Annotated in this window: 13 protein-coding genes and 1 pseudogene; 8 read left to right on the plus strand and 6 right to left on the minus strand. The window is 47.5% G+C overall.

All coding sequences use genetic code 11. From position 1 onward, the window contains the following. The first annotated feature begins 12 nt into the window (after nt 1–12). On the plus strand, nt 13–216 hold the full coding sequence (gene rpmI, locus ACKRDP_RS03995; protein ID WP_409153465.1) for a 50S ribosomal protein L35: 204 nt from the start codon (nt 13–15) through the stop codon (nt 214–216). Here the strand turns inward: rpmI and ACKRDP_RS04000 are convergent. The 3 genes from ACKRDP_RS04000 to ACKRDP_RS04010 all read right to left on the minus strand — a co-directional run bounded on the left by ACKRDP_RS04000 (nt 213) and on the right by ACKRDP_RS04010 (nt 3,643). Next, nucleotides 213–1,469, minus strand: a complete 1,257-nt coding sequence (locus tag ACKRDP_RS04000) for an NAD(P)/FAD-dependent oxidoreductase (RefSeq protein ID WP_409153466.1) — start codon at nt 1,467–1,469, stop codon at nt 213–215. The genes rpmI and ACKRDP_RS04000 overlap by 4 nt on opposite strands. After that, entirely contained in the window at nt 1,444–2,163 is a 720-nt protein-coding gene (locus ACKRDP_RS04005; RefSeq protein WP_409153467.1) for a Rieske (2Fe-2S) protein, read from the minus strand. The genes ACKRDP_RS04000 and ACKRDP_RS04005 overlap by 26 nt, the downstream gene beginning before the upstream one ends. A 151-nt stretch (nt 2,164–2,314) precedes the next feature. After that, nucleotides 2,315–3,643, minus strand: a complete 1,329-nt coding sequence (locus ACKRDP_RS04010; RefSeq protein WP_409153468.1) for an FAD-dependent oxidoreductase — start codon at nt 3,641–3,643, stop codon at nt 2,315–2,317. Between the two features lie 203 nt (nt 3,644–3,846). Between ACKRDP_RS04010 and ilvB the strand changes: the two genes are divergently transcribed. The 3 genes from ilvB to ACKRDP_RS04025 are packed head-to-tail and all read left to right on the plus strand — an operon-like array spanning nt 3,847 to nt 7,686. Further along, nucleotides 3,847–5,601, plus strand: a complete 1,755-nt coding sequence (gene ilvB / locus ACKRDP_RS04015; RefSeq protein ID WP_409153469.1) for a biosynthetic-type acetolactate synthase large subunit — start codon at nt 3,847–3,849, stop codon at nt 5,599–5,601. A 22-nt stretch (nt 5,602–5,623) separates the two neighbouring features. Beyond that, the gene (ilvN, locus tag ACKRDP_RS04020; RefSeq protein WP_409153622.1) at nt 5,624–6,199 is read left to right on the plus strand and encodes an acetolactate synthase small subunit; all 576 of its coding nucleotides are present in this window, start codon (nt 5,624–5,626) and stop codon (nt 6,197–6,199) included. Between the two features lie 23 nt (nt 6,200–6,222). Then, nucleotides 6,223–7,686, plus strand: coding sequence for a leucyl aminopeptidase (locus tag ACKRDP_RS04025; RefSeq protein WP_409153470.1), 1,464 nt, complete (start codon nt 6,223–6,225; stop codon nt 7,684–7,686). Here the strand turns inward: ACKRDP_RS04025 and ACKRDP_RS04030 are convergent. Further along, a pseudogene (locus tag ACKRDP_RS04030) lies at nt 7,669–8,801 on the minus strand (DNA/RNA helicase domain-containing protein). The gene ACKRDP_RS04025 and the pseudogene ACKRDP_RS04030 overlap by 18 nt on opposite strands. A gap of 765 nt (nt 8,802–9,566) precedes the next feature. On the opposite strand from ACKRDP_RS04030, the gene ACKRDP_RS04035 reads away from it, so the two are divergent. Continuing rightward, a complete protein-coding gene (locus ACKRDP_RS04035) occupies nt 9,567–10,952 on the plus strand; it encodes an NAD(P)/FAD-dependent oxidoreductase (protein WP_409153471.1) in 1,386 nt (461 codons plus the stop codon). Here ACKRDP_RS04035 and ACKRDP_RS04040 read toward each other — a convergent pair. Together ACKRDP_RS04040 and pdxA are read right to left on the minus strand one after the other, a co-directional pair. Then, nucleotides 10,949–12,397, minus strand: coding sequence for a GGDEF domain-containing protein (locus ACKRDP_RS04040; RefSeq protein WP_409153472.1), 1,449 nt, complete (start codon nt 12,395–12,397; stop codon nt 10,949–10,951). The two genes, ACKRDP_RS04035 and ACKRDP_RS04040, sit on opposite strands and share 4 nt — an antisense overlap. Continuing rightward, complete coding sequence (gene pdxA / locus ACKRDP_RS04045; RefSeq protein WP_409153473.1) at nt 12,388–13,350, minus strand: 4-hydroxythreonine-4-phosphate dehydrogenase PdxA; 963 nt, start codon at nt 13,348–13,350, stop codon at nt 12,388–12,390. Before pdxA ends, ACKRDP_RS04040 begins: the two co-directional genes overlap by 10 nt. A 25-nt stretch (nt 13,351–13,375) precedes the next feature. On the opposite strand from pdxA, the gene purS reads away from it, so the two are divergent. The 3 genes from purS to ACKRDP_RS04060 are packed head-to-tail and all read left to right on the plus strand — an operon-like array spanning nt 13,376 to nt 15,849. Then, complete coding sequence (gene purS / locus ACKRDP_RS04050; protein WP_409153474.1) at nt 13,376–13,588, plus strand: phosphoribosylformylglycinamidine synthase subunit PurS; 213 nt, start codon at nt 13,376–13,378, stop codon at nt 13,586–13,588. Next, nucleotides 13,585–14,265 (plus strand): phosphoribosylformylglycinamidine synthase I, encoded by a 681-nt coding sequence (purQ, locus tag ACKRDP_RS04055; protein ID WP_409153475.1) that lies wholly within the window; start codon nt 13,585–13,587, stop codon nt 14,263–14,265. The genes purS and purQ overlap by 4 nt, the downstream gene beginning before the upstream one ends. A 15-nt stretch (nt 14,266–14,280) precedes the next feature. After that, a complete protein-coding gene (locus ACKRDP_RS04060; RefSeq protein ID WP_409153476.1) occupies nt 14,281–15,849 on the plus strand; it encodes an MlaD family protein in 1,569 nt (522 codons plus the stop codon). The last annotated feature ends 22 nt before the right edge of the window (nt 15,850–15,871 follow it).

A 15,871-nucleotide genomic window follows, 5' to 3' on the forward strand; every position in this document is an offset into this window, starting at 1 on the left:
GGAGGTCTGCATATGGCAAAGGTGAAGATGAAAAGCAACAGGTCGGCAAAGAAAAGGTTTAAGGTTACCGCAACAGGAAAGATAAAAAGACAGAAGGCTGGCGGTTCACACTACAACACCCACAAGGCAAAGGACAGGAAGAGAAGGCTAAGAAAGGCAGCCCTTGTCCACCCCAGCTGGGAGGACAAGGTCAGGGGTATGCTAAAGGAGTTTTAGCCAAAGAGGTCTCTCCATAGGCCTCTTGCCCATTCTTCATACCTTTTTGCAGTGCTTTCCTTTCTCTGATTGTCCTCTCTGTGAGTGGGGACAAACCTCTTTGATACCGCGTCGTATCTGAAGGCAGTTTCCGTCATTATGGCTTCCCTGTCGCTCACCATTGCGTAGCATATCATCTGCAGATATTCTTCTTTGACTTCTTTACCCTGAATCCTTGCGTTTATGAGCTTTGCCACCATTTTACCTTCAGAGTGTGCCGCATAACCGCTCTTTGGAAGGTAGCTCTGACAGGCATCTCCTATGACAAAGACATTCTTCACGGAGGATTCAAAGGTGAGCGGATTGACCTCCACCCATTTCTGACCCCTTTTCAAAAGCCCAGCCTCTTCAAGAAGCCTGTTTGCTTTCATTGGCGGGATTATGCTGGCAAGGTCATACTTGAAGTCTCCGTGGGAAGTCTTTACCACCCTCTTCTGGACATCTACTTCCCTTACCTGTGCAGAGGTTATGTAGGTAGCTATATCCTTGTAGAGGTCGTAATAGGCGGATAGGAAGCCTTCGGAGTTTATTATAGGTCTTTCGTTGGCATCAATAAAATACATGTGGGCTTTGAGCTTGTTTCTTTTTATCATGCTGGCTATAAGGGCGGCACGCTCATAGGGTGCAGGAGGACATCTAAAGGGAGGTGGTGGGACGGTTATCACAATATCACCGCCCTCAAAATCCTCTATTAGCCTTTTGAGGTATATGTGCTCTGAGCCTGGTTTGAAGGCTGGAGGGTTGTAAACAAGGGATTCTCTGTAAAAGGGCGCATCTTCTATGTCGTAATCTATGCCAGGAGAAAGCACCAGATAGTCGTAGGCTATGTATCCTGATGATGTTCTTACAGCTTTTCTGTCAAGCTCAATTCCAAGGACTTTGTCGTTCAAAACTTTAACTCCATGCTTCACTTCCAGCACATTGTAAGAAAAGCAAAGGGGTGTAAGCTCCATGAGACCGGCCAAAAAGTGGTTTGACATGGGACAGGACATGAAAAAGGGCCTTTCCTCAATCAGTATTACATCAAGCCTTGGATTTTCCTTCTTCAGATACTTGGCGGTCGTCACACCCCCATAACCACCACCCACTATGACTACCTGAGCCTTCTGCCTCCTTGGGGTTTTTGCGTATACCATCATGGGTGCAGTCAGGCCAAGGGCTACAACCCCACTCAGCAACTCTCTTCTGTTAACACTTGACAACTGCCTGAACATATTTATCCACCTCCATAACAGTGCAATTATCTACAAGCTCTCTTGCCTTTACGGTGGAGCCATACTGCTGTCTTAACTCTGTCCTGTAGTTGTCAAAAAACTGCTGAAACTGGTCTTTGCCCAGAACGCCCACTGCGTAAATCTTACCTTCCTCTTCCTGAAGCACTATTGAGGCGAGAGGGAAGTCTGCCGGACCATCTATAACACTACCCCCATTTCTGGGGTCGTATAGGGCAAGATGGGCACAGCACTGGATTATACCCGCTTTCTTTGTGGTTTCTGAAGGAGCATCGGGTGGATAGTAGTTTATGAAGGAATACTGGGGAGTTGGATAGCTCCACTGATGGGCGCAAATGGCGGAGTATGCTACTATGCTCTTTCTGGAACCAATCCCACCACCCCACCTGTAGCTTTTACCGTCTTTGAGCCTTATCTCCGCAGGTGGGACCGTTTCACCGAGGTTAATTAAATAGCAGGGTGTGGCAGTATGAGGGTAGAAAAAGATGTAGTTTACATGAGGCCTTATATCCTCCTCCTTGAGAGGGGAGCCATCCTGCTTTACAAGCAACGCCTTTTTGTAAGCCTGAAACATACCATCCTTTTGCTGTGCAAGCACCTGAGAGAAAAAGCTGGCATCTAACATTGAGGCCACCGCTACAGTGCTGCAGGTTTTTATGAAATCCCTTCTGTCCATGTATTACACCTCATATTTTATTTTAAGTGTCCTCCTAAAGTGTATGCAAGCTGAGTGCCATAGAAAAAGCATGAAATATCCTTATTTTCAATAACCCATAATTGTTTTCCGGTGCAACATATGTTGCAACGGGGCGGCTGCCCCGCCCTCATCAGGAGAACATGTCCTTATACATGGCCCTTGCCCATTCGTAAGTTGCTTTTGCAAGAGCTTCCGACCTTTCGTTTATTGTTCTTGGTTTTGGGGTTATCTTGTTTTCTTGCCTGTTATACTCGTAGGTGACGTTTATAACAATTGCTTCCTGAGGTGAGCCGTTGACCATAGAGTAGCATGTGTTATCTGGCAACGCAAGAGGAGCCTCTTTACCCGCTATCCTTGATGCGATAACCTTTGCCACAATCTTACCCTGAGAGTTGCCCATATGTCCGCTCTTTGGATAGGCTACCCCAAGGGCTGGAGATATAACATCACCCACCAGAAAGACGTTGGGGTCAGCCTTTGCCTGGAAGGTGAGCGGGTCCTGGTCTGCCCAGCCGGTGGGCTTGCCCTCCTTGTCCTTTGCTATCAGGTCTGCCATCCAGACGAGTTCTCCAGCCTGCTGGGGTGGTATTATGTTGGCATCAGCAAACTTGAAGTCTCCAGCAGTTGTCTTTATAACCTTCTTTACGGGGTCTATCTCTTTTATGGATGCTTTTGTAACCACCTCCACTATGCCAAGATAAACCTGTTCATATGCCATTCTGAAGCCAGGACCCTTGGGGGCTATATCTTCCTTAGGGTCAAGAAGTATTACCCTTCCCTTCGCCTTGTTTCTCTTGAAAACTTCTGCCACCATACATGCCCTTTCGTATGGGGCGGGTGGGCACCTGTATGCTCCAGGTGGAACTGTTATGATGAAGTCTCCCTCTTCAAACTCCCATATTTTCCTCTTGAGGGCGAGGTGTTCTGAACCCGGTATGTATGCGGGAGGAAAGTTCATCTTTGTAAACCTTATAAGGTCCGCGTTGTCTCCAAACCAGGGAGCGTAGTTATAGCGTATACCGGGGGCAAGAACAAGGTAGTTATACTCTATGAATCCCCTTGTGGTATAAACCCTTTTTCTATCCCTTTCTATGCCTATAACCTTATCGTTTACAAACCTGTAGCCATACTTAGTAGCAGGCTGGAGATAATCATGGGATATAAAGTCCAGGTTTACCAGGTTGGCAAGCCATGGGTTGGATATGGGGCATGAGAAGAAGTTGGGCCTCTGTTCTATGAGGACCACATCTATGTTAGGGTTTTCCCTCTTGAGATACTTTGCTACAGTGAGACCAGCCCATCCACCACCGCAGACTACCACCCTGTTGCCTTTTGGTGGAGGCATGAGAGCTTCCATCTTTACAACCCTTTCTGCCGCTGCAAAAACAGGTTGTGATGAAACTCCGAGAGCAACAGCCCCTACTCCTACAGACTTTAAAAGGTCACGCCTTGTAACCATGCTTTACCTCCCTTAAAAGGTTTGATTAAAATCATAGCCTCTGAAAAGCAGGCTTGTCAATAAGAAAATGTTTGGTGAGTTATTAATTATGCTTATTTAAGCTAATTCTTATGGGCTTATACTTCAGGTGAAGAAGACTTAACAAAATTTAAACAGATGCGTATATTTTATATCCTTACAGATTTTTTTTATGGAGGTAAAAGATGCCTAGAAAGGGTGCAGATATTGTAATAGAGGCTTTGAAGGAAGAGGATGTGGAGTTGATATTTGGTCATCCTGGCGGTGCCATAATGGAGGTATATGATGCTCTTTACAGGGATGGGGGAATAAGACACATCCTGGCAAGACACGAGCAGGGTGCAGGTCATATGGCAGAGGGATATGCCAAGGCAACTGGAAAGGTTGGCGTTGCCATGTCCACCTCTGGACCAGGTGCAACCAATTTAGTGACCGCCATAGCAGACGCATACATGGACTCTGTTCCTGTGGTCTTTATAACAGGGCAGGTCCCAACCCATCTCATAGGCAACGATGCCTTTCAGGAGGTGGACATAGTAGGAATAACGAGGCCCATTACCAAGCACAACTTTCTTGTCAAAAGTATAGAAGAGCTCCCCCTTATAATCCGTCAGGCCTTTTACATAGCAAGGACCGGCAGGCCTGGGCCTGTGCTCGTGGACATTCCCAAGGACATAACCCAGAAGCTGAGCGATGTAAGGATTCCTTCCTCTGAAGAGGTCAAAGAATCACTGCCCGGTTACAGACCCCATCTTGAGGGCAATCTTCAGCAGATAAGAAGGGCAGTGAGGCTCATGATGGAGGCAAAGAGGCCCGTGCTCTATGTGGGGGGTGGTGCAGTTCATGCAGAGGCTCAGAAAGAACTTGTGGAGCTTGCCGAGCTTATGAAGATTCCCGTGACTACCACAAACATGGGCAAAGGTGCCTTTCCTGAGCTGCATCCTCTGTCTCTGCACATGCTTGGCATGCACGGCACCTACTATGCCAACATGGCTGTTTACAACTGTGACCTTCTGATAGCAGTGGGTGCGCGTTTTGATGACAGGGTGACAGGAAAGGTGGAAGAGTTCGCACCTCAGGCCAAGATAATCCACATAGACATAGACCCTGCTTCCATCTCAAAGAACATAGTGGTGGATGTGCCTATAGTGGGTGATGTGAAAATAGTGCTCAGAAAGCTTCTTGAGGAGCTGAAAAGAGAGGGTGCAAAGCTCTTTTTCCCGGAGGAAAGGCAGAAGTGGATTGAACAGATTGAGACATGGAAGAAAAAGCACCCACTCACCTACGGAAATTCCAGCACCATGATAAAACCCCAGTATGTGATAGAGCAGATATACGAGGCAACAAGGGGTGAAGCCATAATCACCACTGGTGTTGGACAGCACCAGATGTGGTCTGCCATGTTTTACAAGTATTCTTTCCCGAGGCAGTTTATAAACTCGGGGGGCCTTGGGACAATGGGCTTTGGCTTTCCAGCAGGTATAGGAGCAAAGCTCGGAAGGCCAGAGAGGGAAGTTTTTGTGATTGATGGAGACGGCTCTTTCATGATGACCATGCAGGAAATTATTACCGCAGTGCAATACAGAGTGCCGGTCAAGGTTGCCATAATAAACAACGGATACCTTGGTATGGTGCGCCAGTGGCAGGAGCTTTTCTATGACAGAAGATACTCAGAGGTAGACCTTTCCATCCAGCCAGACTTTGTAAAGCTGGCGGAGGCCTGTGGTGCGGTTGGCTTCAGGGCAGAAAAGCCTTCAGAGGTCAGAGAAATCATAGAAGAAGCACTCAAGGTTCAGGACAGGCCTGTTATCATGGACTTCCACGTGGACAGGGAAGAGAATGTGCTTCCCATGGTGCCCGCAGGAAAGTCCTACAGAGACATGATACTGGAAGATGGTAAGAAGTCTGTAGAGGCTGAGACCATGTATCTGGTAGGATAAAGTCCCAAAAGGAGGCATGAAGATGGCAGATACTCTTGGCACTGCACAGCTTGATGCAGTAAAGGCTCCCCTTTTCAGAGAAGTCAAAAAGGGAGAGGTTCGCAAGCACATAATAACTTTAACAGTCCGGAATGAGCTCGGAGTTCTCGCGCGCATAGCAACCCTTATAGCAGGCAAAGGCTACAACATAGAGGGGCTTTCCGTGGGAGAAACCCACGAGAGGGGCACCTCCCGCATGACCCTTGAGGTTATAGGCGACGATGTGGTCATAGACCAGGTGGTAAAACAGCTCAGGAAACTAATAGATACCATAAAGGTAAAAGACCTAACAGACACGCCTCACGTGGAAAGAGAGCTTGCCCTCGTAAAGGTTCACACCGCAACGCCAAGGGCAAGAGATGAGGTTCTCAGGCTTGTGGAGATATTCAGATGCAGGGTAGTGGATGTCTCTCCTGAGACATACACGGTGGAGATAACCGGCACAGAGGACAAGGTAAACGCCTTTATAGAGCTAGTCAAGCCCTTTGGGATAAAGGAAATGGCAAGGACTGGCAAGGTTGCCATGAAGAGGGAAAGCTCCTCTCAGGAGGAAGAGTGAAATAGCATAGTGGAGGTTTTGAGATGGAAGTAAGAACTGTCAGTTTTAAAGCGGAAGAGGTAAAAGAACCCCTTGCTATTTTTGTCTTTGAAGATAGTATGGAAAACCTTAACTTTCTGGGAGAGTTAAAAGAGCCAGTGGAAAAACTCCTCTCTGCAGAGAACTTCAAGGGCAAGGAGGAGAGCCTTTCAAAAGTAAGCCTGCTTGTGAATGGTCAGGTAAGGGTTTTCTATGTAGCAGGCCTTGGCAAAAGGGAAAAGGCGGGAGAGGACTCTTACAGAGTGGCATCAGCTCTGGTGGCAAAGAGGGCGGGCAAAGACAGGGTGAGGAGTCTTTACATATATGCTGGAAGCCTTGACTACAGGCTGAGCAAGGCAATAGCGGAGGGTGCAATCCTCGGGAGTTATCGCTTTGACAAATATAAGACAAAAAGGGAAGAAGAGAACAGCTTAAAACTAGAGGAGGTATTCATACACGGGGCTGAAGGGGAGGCCGTCAGCGTGGGGAAAATCCTCGCAGAGGCTCAGAACTTTACGAGAGACCTTGTGAACGAACCCGGTAACGTGATAAACCCCATAACTCTTGCAGAAATTGCCCAGAGAGTAGCTCAGGAACAAGGGCTTGAGTGCAGGGTATACGACGAGAGGGAAATACAGGAGATGGGTATGCAGGCCCTCTGGAGCGTGGGCAAGGGCTCTGCCACACCCCCAAGGTTTGTTCATATGGTTTACAGACCAGAAGGTGAGCCAAGGGCAAGGATAGCCATTGTGGGTAAGGGTCTTACCTTTGACAGCGGTGGTCTTAACATAAAGACGGGAGATTACATGAGGACCATGAAGATGGACAAGTCGGGCGCATGTGCAGTGATTGGTATAATGAAGGCTCTTGCCCAGCTAAGACCTCAGGTGGAGGTGCATGGCATATTTGGTGCTGCGGAGAACATGCCCAGCGGAACCGCCTACAGACCTGACGATATAATCAGGGCGATGAACGGAAAAACCATAGAGGTGGACAACACGGACGCTGAGGGAAGGGTCACCCTTGCAGATGCCCTTTCTTACGCGTCAAACCTCGGCGTCTCAAGGATAATAGATATGGCAACGCTGACTGGGGCCTGCATGGTCGCACTGGGCGAATACACAGCAGGGCTCTTTACCAACGACGAGGAATTTGCAGAAGAAATCCTTGCACTATCAAAGCTAACTGGAGAGAGGCTCTGGAAGCTGCCCATGGATGACAGAAGGCTCAGGGAAAAGATTAAAAAAGGAGAAGGTGATGTGCTCAACTCTGGTGGTCGCTATGGGGGCGCCATAACCGCCGCCATGTTCCTGGAAGAATTTGTGGGTGAAGGGATAAAGTGGGTGCACCTTGACATAGCCGGACCTGCACATCTCAGAGAGGAGTTCTCTTACTACTCAAAGGGTGGAACGGGCTTTGGAGTAAGGACATGCGTGGAGTATATAATGAAGTTAGACGGCTCCTCCTAAAAGTTTTCGCAGGTAGGATGCCGTTTCTGGGTTTTCGCAGAATATGTATGTTCCCCTTATACCTCTCGTGAGAAGTATTCTGTAGCGGTTTTTCAGAAGCTTTATGGCAAGGTTTGCTGACTCCAGGTCTCCTCTTTTACCTCTGTAGAAAAGGTCCTTTAGTCCAGCCACACTGTCCTCACAGTTGTCGCCCAGACTCCATACACCGTCCCTCCAAACCAAATCTCTACCCCATACGATGCCTGCATACTCCGTCTCAAAGCCCTGACATCCGTATATGGATGCACAATGCGTGAGATTGTTGGAATGTCCTTCAAGCCAGAATTTTGGATACTGGGTTTTTTCGTCCATTAACCAGTATATGTCTACATTACAGTTCCTATAGAGTTCAAAGTCTGTGTTGTAGAGTGGATAACCTATTCTTCTGTTCTTTAGAGTTTTCCTGTTTTGTTTTTTCTGTCCCCCGGTGATTCCGTAAAGGCGGCGATGAGTGCAACTCTGTAGCCTTCACAGGCCTTTTTTCTCAGAAGACTCAGCATTTCCTCTATTCTTTCAAATAGTTTTAACTCGTAGTCTCCAAGGCTTCTTGGGTCTATATGGAGGTCACTTTCCAACAGGCCCTCCACAAAGCTTGTATAGACATGTCCTCCCCTTACTCTGTAGCTACCCTCCAGCTGGAACTCCTCAACTTTCAGACTACTTAGCCTTGCTTCTTCAAGAAAATTCTCCCTCCACCCCTCTTCATCTGCATTAAGAATTTGAGAGTCGTCGTAAAAAAAGAGGTTAATCTTCCCTTTCTGCATTGCAATTCTTATGTTTTCCCTCCTCATCCTTTGAGCCTCATCGTATATCACAAACTCAAAGTTGCAGTTTCCATACTGCTCAGCGATTCCATCCCTCCTACCCGTAGAATAAAACTTTACCAGCCCTGACAGACCCCTTTCCACGCTATCCAGAAGCTTTCTTAGAGAATTCACGAATCTGTTGTTTCTGTATGCTATAACAGTTCTGTATCCTCTTCTTACAGCTTCAATCATCAAAATAAGGGCCAGATATGTCTTACCGGACCCAGGCCCACCCTTTACCAGAAAGTTTACCCTTTCACCCCTTTCCATTGCCCTTATAACCCTTTCAATAAGTTTTGCCTGTTCCTCACTCGGAGAAAAGGCGGTTTCCACAAGCACGTCAAGGCCTCTCTGTAAGATATCTTTACCCCTTTCTTTCACGAAGCTGAAAAGACTGCTGGACTGAACGTATTCGCCACAGAGAAAAGCCCTTATACCCCCTTCATCCAGCGCCGAATGTAGGAGAGATGCTACCCTGTTAGAAAGTAGATTGTAGCAGGGGCCGACAAATGTGTATTCAGATTCTTGGGCGGCAGGCTCTACTCCATAAAACCAGAGAAGCCCGTCAAAGTCAAAGGCTTGAGAAGCAGAGTGAAAAAAACGTAACTTTTCCACATAGCTTTGAAGCTGCAAGTGAGGGTCATATCCCTCTTCCTTGTCTACTTTCACAGTCCACTTACCTGATTTAAGACCGGTAGTACCCCAGCCCTTGAGTTCAAGGATCAGTGCTTTGGCTTTGCTCTCACTTTTCCCAAGAATTATGAGGTCGATTCTTTCCTGAGAGGTTGGCAAAAAGTATTCAAAAATACAGTAAAGGTTGGCAAGGCCTTTGTTTATGAGCCGCTCAAAAAGTTTATAAATGTGTGAAAATGACTCTTCCTAGGCATTGAGTTGTTCTATGCTTGCATCCTCACCATGAAACATCCTATGCTGTCGGCTTATGAATGCTCTGAAATCTTGGGCGTTGCCAAAACTCTTTGTAAAATCTTCAATCCTGCCATGATAATACGCCCTCATGGAATATAATTTAACCTTATGCGTGTTGTAATAGTAGGCAACGGGCCTGCAGCCGCCAGTGCCATAGAAGCCTTCAGGAAAGTGGACAGAGATTCAGACCTTATAGTCCTGTCTGATGAGGAGTTCCCCACCTACGCACCCAACTGTATGGAAAATGTCATAAGGGGGGACATCTCAGAGGAAGCCCTCTTTTACAAGGGCGGCTTGTCCTTTTATGAGAAATACAGGGTGGACTTCAGACCAAAAAAGGAAGTGGTAGGCGTAGATAACAAAAGAAAAGTGGTTATTGTCAGAGGGGGAGAAGAAGTGCCCTACGACAAATGTCTTCTTGCCGCCGGAGCTTATGCCTTTGTCCCACCCATACCCGGCGTGGAGCTTGGGGGTGTGACCACTGCCAAGAACCTCTACGATGCAAAAAAGATAAGGGAGTGGGTGCTTTCTGGAAGGGTAAGGAGCGCCGTAATAGTGGGCGCGGGTCCTATAGGTGTGGAAGATGCGGAAACTCTCAGGCACATGGGGCTTGAGGTGCATGTGGTGGAATTTTTTGACAGAGTTCTGCCAAGGATGTTAGACAAGTTTATGGCAGAGAGGTATTTAAAGCCCCTTGAGGAGGAGGGGATTCATTTCTATCTGAACCATCAGGTGGTTACCATACACGGTGAAGATGGCTGGGTGGAGGCTGTGGAGATACGTCCTAACGGTGCTGACAGGAGCAGGTTCATAAGGACGGACATGGTCATTCTCTCCACTGGCGTCCGACCGAGAACTAACCTGGTGGCGGACACGGATATAAAGCTTCACATAAATGAAGCCACAGGCAGGGTTGTGGGTGGTATTCTTGTGAACGAATACCAGCAGACCTCAGACCCGGATGTTTACGCCGCCGGTGATATATGCTCTGGAGTTGATGCATGGGGTAATCACAGATGGATTGCCCTTTTCCCGCCGGCACAGCAGGCTGGAGCGGTAGCAGGTTTTAACATGGCAGGACTGAAGGTTAAAAACCCGGGTCTTGTAGACTACAATGCGGTAAAGACAAGGTCTGTCACCGCCGGAAGCGGCGGGACCTTTGAAGACTCAGACAGCTCCTTCAGCTTTGAATGGGAGGGGAAGCTGGTAAAGGTTTTTATGAAAGATGGAAGCGTGTGTGGATACCAGTTTGTAGGGCTTGAGAAGAAAAGAGAGCTGAACCTCAGAAACAGGTTCTTAAACTCTCAAAAGATAAAGAGCTGGTCTGAGAAGCTACTCCTTGACAGGGGGCTTGGTCTTGAGGCAAGTGGTGTTCTCTTCCATCACTTCATAAGGTTCAGAGAAAGGAAGCTGGAAGAGGAGGTAATCAGGGCAATAAGGCTTGGCATGTTGAGGTCTCTATCCAATCCAGCCCTTGATGTTCCCATATTTTAAGGCTTATAAACCTCTATTCTGTTCCTCCCTAACTCCTTTGCCCTGTAAAGGGCCTCATCTGCCATTCTTATAAGGTCGTCAATGCTTTCAATGCCTGGAGCAAAGCTGGCAAGACCGCCGCTAAGTGTTGCCCTTATCTCCCTTTCTTCATAAACTATAAGACTGTTCTGGAAACTGACCCTTATCCTCTCTGCAACAACCTTGCCCTGCTGGAGGTTTGTGTTGGTCATTAGAAGAACAAACTCTTCTCCCCCAAGCCTTGCTGGCAGGTCTGACTGTCTTATGCTCTTTCTCACAATATCCGCAAAACTTTTCAATACAAGGTCGCCGGCTTCGTGACCGTAGGTGTCGTTTATCTTCTTAAAGTGGTCTATGTCCATGACCAGAAGGCTAAGGGGATTTCCGTATCTTTTTGAACTCTCAAGAATCAGGCTTGCGTGGTCAAAGAAAAATCTTCTGTTGGGAAGCCCGGTGAGTGGGTCGTAGTATGCAAGTTGTTCAAGTTCAGACTTCTTTTCTTGGAGCTCCTCAAAGGCAGATTTCAGGCTCAGAGCCATGTTGTGTATGCTATGCTTTAGTTCATAGACTTCATCTCTCAATTTCTCCTCTGAGTTCTCAAGAAGGTGCACTACAGAAAAGTCCTTCTTCTCTATTCTTGCTGTTATGTTTTTCAGAAAAGCTATCCTGTTTACAACCCCTGAAACAACCCTGAAGAGCATAAGGGCTAAAAAGGACGCCATGAAGGCTGAGTAGATGGCAAGCACAAGAAAAACCATGTAGGCTTCCCTGTAGAGCCCGGAAACATCCTTTATAAGAATTATTCTGCCCACAGGCAAACCTTTCATACTGGTAAGGGGGATTTCCATAAGCAGATTCTTTTCAAGTAAACCACCATACAGCACGTAGCCCTTGACGTTGAGGGGTAAGGTAAGCACATCCTGTCTGGAAAACCTGTCTATAACCACATCGCCGATAACCACCTTATCCTTCATAAAGGCGTCAAGATCTCCCCTTGCAAAGTCAGGGACAAACTCTCTATCGTAGTATACCACCCAGTCCACACCCATCATGCTTTCCATAAATCTGAGTATTTCCTCAAGGTTTATACCTACAAAGAAACAGCCCTCAGAATACTGCCTGTTTATACCATAGTAGGGTCCTGCAGAAGTTACAGAGTAGTATGATACTTCCTCACATTTTGTTTCTGAGATTTTTTCTTTGTAGTAGTAAGTGGAAGGAAGTGGCGTGTAGCCAGCGAGAATTTTGAGGTTTTTCTCCTCTCTCTTTAAAAGCTCTCTGTAGTTATCATAAATAAGCCTGTAAGTTTCTTCAATCCTTCTTTCAAGAATCTGAGAAGATATAAAGTATAGAAGGACAAAGGCGACAGAGAGGGTTATGGCAAGAGAGACGATGAGGCTGAGTGCCACCCTCCTTTTTATTGACATGTTTTCCCTGCAAGCTTTTCACACAGCCTGAGAGCACTAAGAGATGGACCCTCGTCCGCTATGCCCTTCCAGGCTATATCGTAAGCAACGCCATGGTCCGGGGAGGTTCGCACAAAGGGCAGCCCAAGGGTAAGGTTAACACCTTCTCTGAAAGCAAGCAGTTTGAAGGGTATAAGACCCTGGTCGTGATACATGCAGAGGTATAGGTCGTAGCTGGGGTTTAAAAAGGCGCTGTCTGGGGAAAGGGGTCCGTCAACTTTGTAGCCCTCCTCCTTCAGGACTTCCACCGCAGGGGCTATTTCCCTCATGTCTTCCTCACCTATGGCTCCCATATCTCCTGCATGAGGGTTAAGTCCAAGAACACCGATGGAAGGCTCAATTTCAAAAAGCCTCCTGAACTCCCTGCTTATGAGTTTTACCTTTCTGACTATCTCATCCCTTCTTACCCTTTCTGGCACATCCCTCAGGGGTATATGTGTGGTAAAAGGCACTACTTTTAGCTTTTCTGAGTGCATGAACATGGCGTATTCCCTCACATTGCAGGCCTGAGCAAGAAACTCCGTCTGCCCCTCGTAGGAAAAGCCAGCAAGCCTTGCCCAGAATTTGTTTATGGGCATAGTTAATAGCCCATGCACCTTTCCATAGACTGCATCCACCACAGCCCTTCCCAGGTAGGCAACCGCCACTTTGCCGGAGGTGAGGGAAGGCAGGGGTCTGTCCGTCTCGCTTATGTTCAGGTCTGCTATGTATACGCCGGGCTCTTTTACCTCATCCACTGTGAACACTTCCCTCAGCTCAAGGTCTACACCAAGCTCTATCTGAACCGCTTCTATTATCTTTTTCTCTCCGTATATGACGTAGGCCTTTTCAGGGTCAAAGTATCTTGAGAGCCTGACTATCAGCTCTGGTCCCACACCTGCAGGGTCACCTATGGTTATACCTATTTTGAGCATGTTAAAATGATATAATACACAGGCGATGAAGGTAAGAGTTCTTATACTTCCCAAGAGAGGGCTCCTTGACCCTGAGGGCAGGGCAGTGAAGGAGATGCTCCTTGATGGTGGCTTTGATGTAAAAGATGTAAAGGTGGGAAAGGTTGTGGAGCTTGAGGTTGGAGAAGGAACGGATATAAAAACACTTGTTGAAAAATATCTTGTAAACCCCCTTGTAGAGGAGTATGTTATAGAATGAAATTTGCTGTATGTGTGTTCCCGGGCTCCAACTGCGACTACGATACTTTCTATGTGATAAGAGACCTTCTGGGGTGTGAAGTGAGTTTTGTTGACCACAACACGGGGCATTTGGAGGGCTTTGACTGTGTGGTGCTTCCAGGTGGCTTTTCCTTTGGTGATTATCTGAGGGCCGGTGTGCTTGCCAGCAAGACACCCCTTGGGAATGCGGTGGTAGAGTTTGCACAGAAGGGTGGCCTTGTGCTGGGTATATGCAATGGCTTTCAGATACTCACGGAGCTTCACCTCCTGCCGGGAGCCCTGCTAAAGAACGAGAACATGAGGTTTGTGTGCAGGGATGTCTATCTCAGGGTTGAGAACAACTCTCTGCCCTTTACCAGAAGCTTTGAAAAGGATGAGGTCATAAGGCTACCCATTGCCCATGGAGAGGGTAGATACTATGTGCCTGAAGAAGAGCTGAGCAGGATGGAAGAGAGGGGTCAGATTGTGCTCAGATACTGTGATGAGAATGGGAACGTATCCCCGGAGTCAAACCCTAACGGTTCTGTGGGTAATATTGCAGGGGTGTGCAACAGAGAGGGAAATGTCTTTGGTCTCATGCCCCATCCAGAAAGGGCCTGTGAGGATTTACTTGGCTATCGGGATGGCATAATTCTCTGGCATTCTCTTGTGGCCTGAGGCTATAATTTAAGCATGAAGATTTCCAGCGAAGCCAAGGTGGGTTTTCTGGTCCTCGTATTTTCCCTTGGCTTTGCCTTTCTTATACTTACCTTTGGAGAGGTGCCCTTTTTCAGGCCTGCGGTAAAGACCTACAGAGTCTACTTTGACAACGTGGCGGGGCTGAGCGTGGGTGCAGAGGTAAGGGTGGCGGGTATAAAGAGCGGAAAGGTCAGGTCTGTGGCTCTCAGAGAGGGTAAGGTGGAGGTGGTTTTTGAGCTTCAGAAAGACATCCCTATCTACAGGGATGCTCAGGCGGAGATAGGAACGCTGGGTCTCATGGGAGACAAATACCTGAACATATACCCGGGAAATCCGCAGGCAGGTGTGCTTCAGGAGGGTCAGGTTATAAGCAGAACCCTTGGCTATGCGGATACGGACCTTCTTATAAAGCAGATGACAGACGCCTCCGAGGCTCTGAAGCTTATGGTGGAAAACTTCCAGCTTATACTCTCAGAAAACAGAGAGGATATAAGGAAGGTGGTTCAGAACCTGGAGGTGCTCACCCATAACCTCAATCTGATAGCCCTTGAAAACAGGGAGGCTCTGAGGGGAGCCATACAAAACATAAACTCCCTTGCCTACAACCTTAACAGAACGCTCCCACAGACCATAGAGAGCATTGACAGGCTTGCAAGGAATCTTGATGCCATAGCCAGTGAGAACAGGCAGGACATAAGGGAAACAGTGGCAAACCTCAGAAGGCTAAGCGACGACCTAAAGATCACACTTCCAGAGCTCTCAAGGAATATGAACGAGCTTTCAAAGAACCTGAACGCCCTTGTGGTGGAAAACAGGCAGGACATAAGGAGCACCACTTCCAACCTCTCCGAGCTTACAGCATCTCTCAGAGAGAGCTCCGAAAGGCTAAACCGCATTATAGCTCATATAGAAAGGGGTGAGGGAACACTTGGAAAGCTCATAAAAGACGAGGAGCTTTACAGAAACGTAACCTCTGGAGTAAGAGTTCTTGGGAAAACTGGTGAAGTGGCGGAAAGGACAAACCTCCACATTGGCTTCAGGGGCGAGCTATACAGGGGCGGCGATTCTAAGGGTGTTCTGACTTTAAAGCTACAGCCAGACAATGAGAAGTATTACCTTTTAGAAGTGGTGGGAGACTCAAGGGGCAGGGTTTACAAGGAGGAAATACTTCCCAATCAGTGGATAGTAAAAAAGGAGTTCAAGCCAGAGGTTACACTTCAATATGCAAGGATATTTCCTCTCTTCGGCAGGGAGCTGGTTCTCAGGGGTGGTCTGAAGGAGTCCACTGGTGGTATAGGTGCCGACCTTGTGTATTCAGAAAGGCTCACCTTTACCTCAGACCTGTGGGACTTTGGAAGAAAAGACAGACCTCAGGACAAGGACCTGAAACCCAACCTTCAGGTGGGTGTAAACTACAGGGTAAGCGGCCCGCTGTATGTAAGGTTTGGGGGTGATGACCTACTAAATTCAAAGCTAAGAGGTGTTTTTGGTGGGGCTGGCCTTATGTTTACCGACAACGACCTCAAATACCTGCTTGGCGGTTTAAGACTTCCCTTGCCATGAGATAAATTGAAATAAATTTATG

This window comes from Pampinifervens navoyensis (assembly GCF_046159715.1).
Taxonomy (GTDB): Bacteria; Aquificota; Aquificia; order Aquificales; family Aquificaceae; genus Pampinifervens.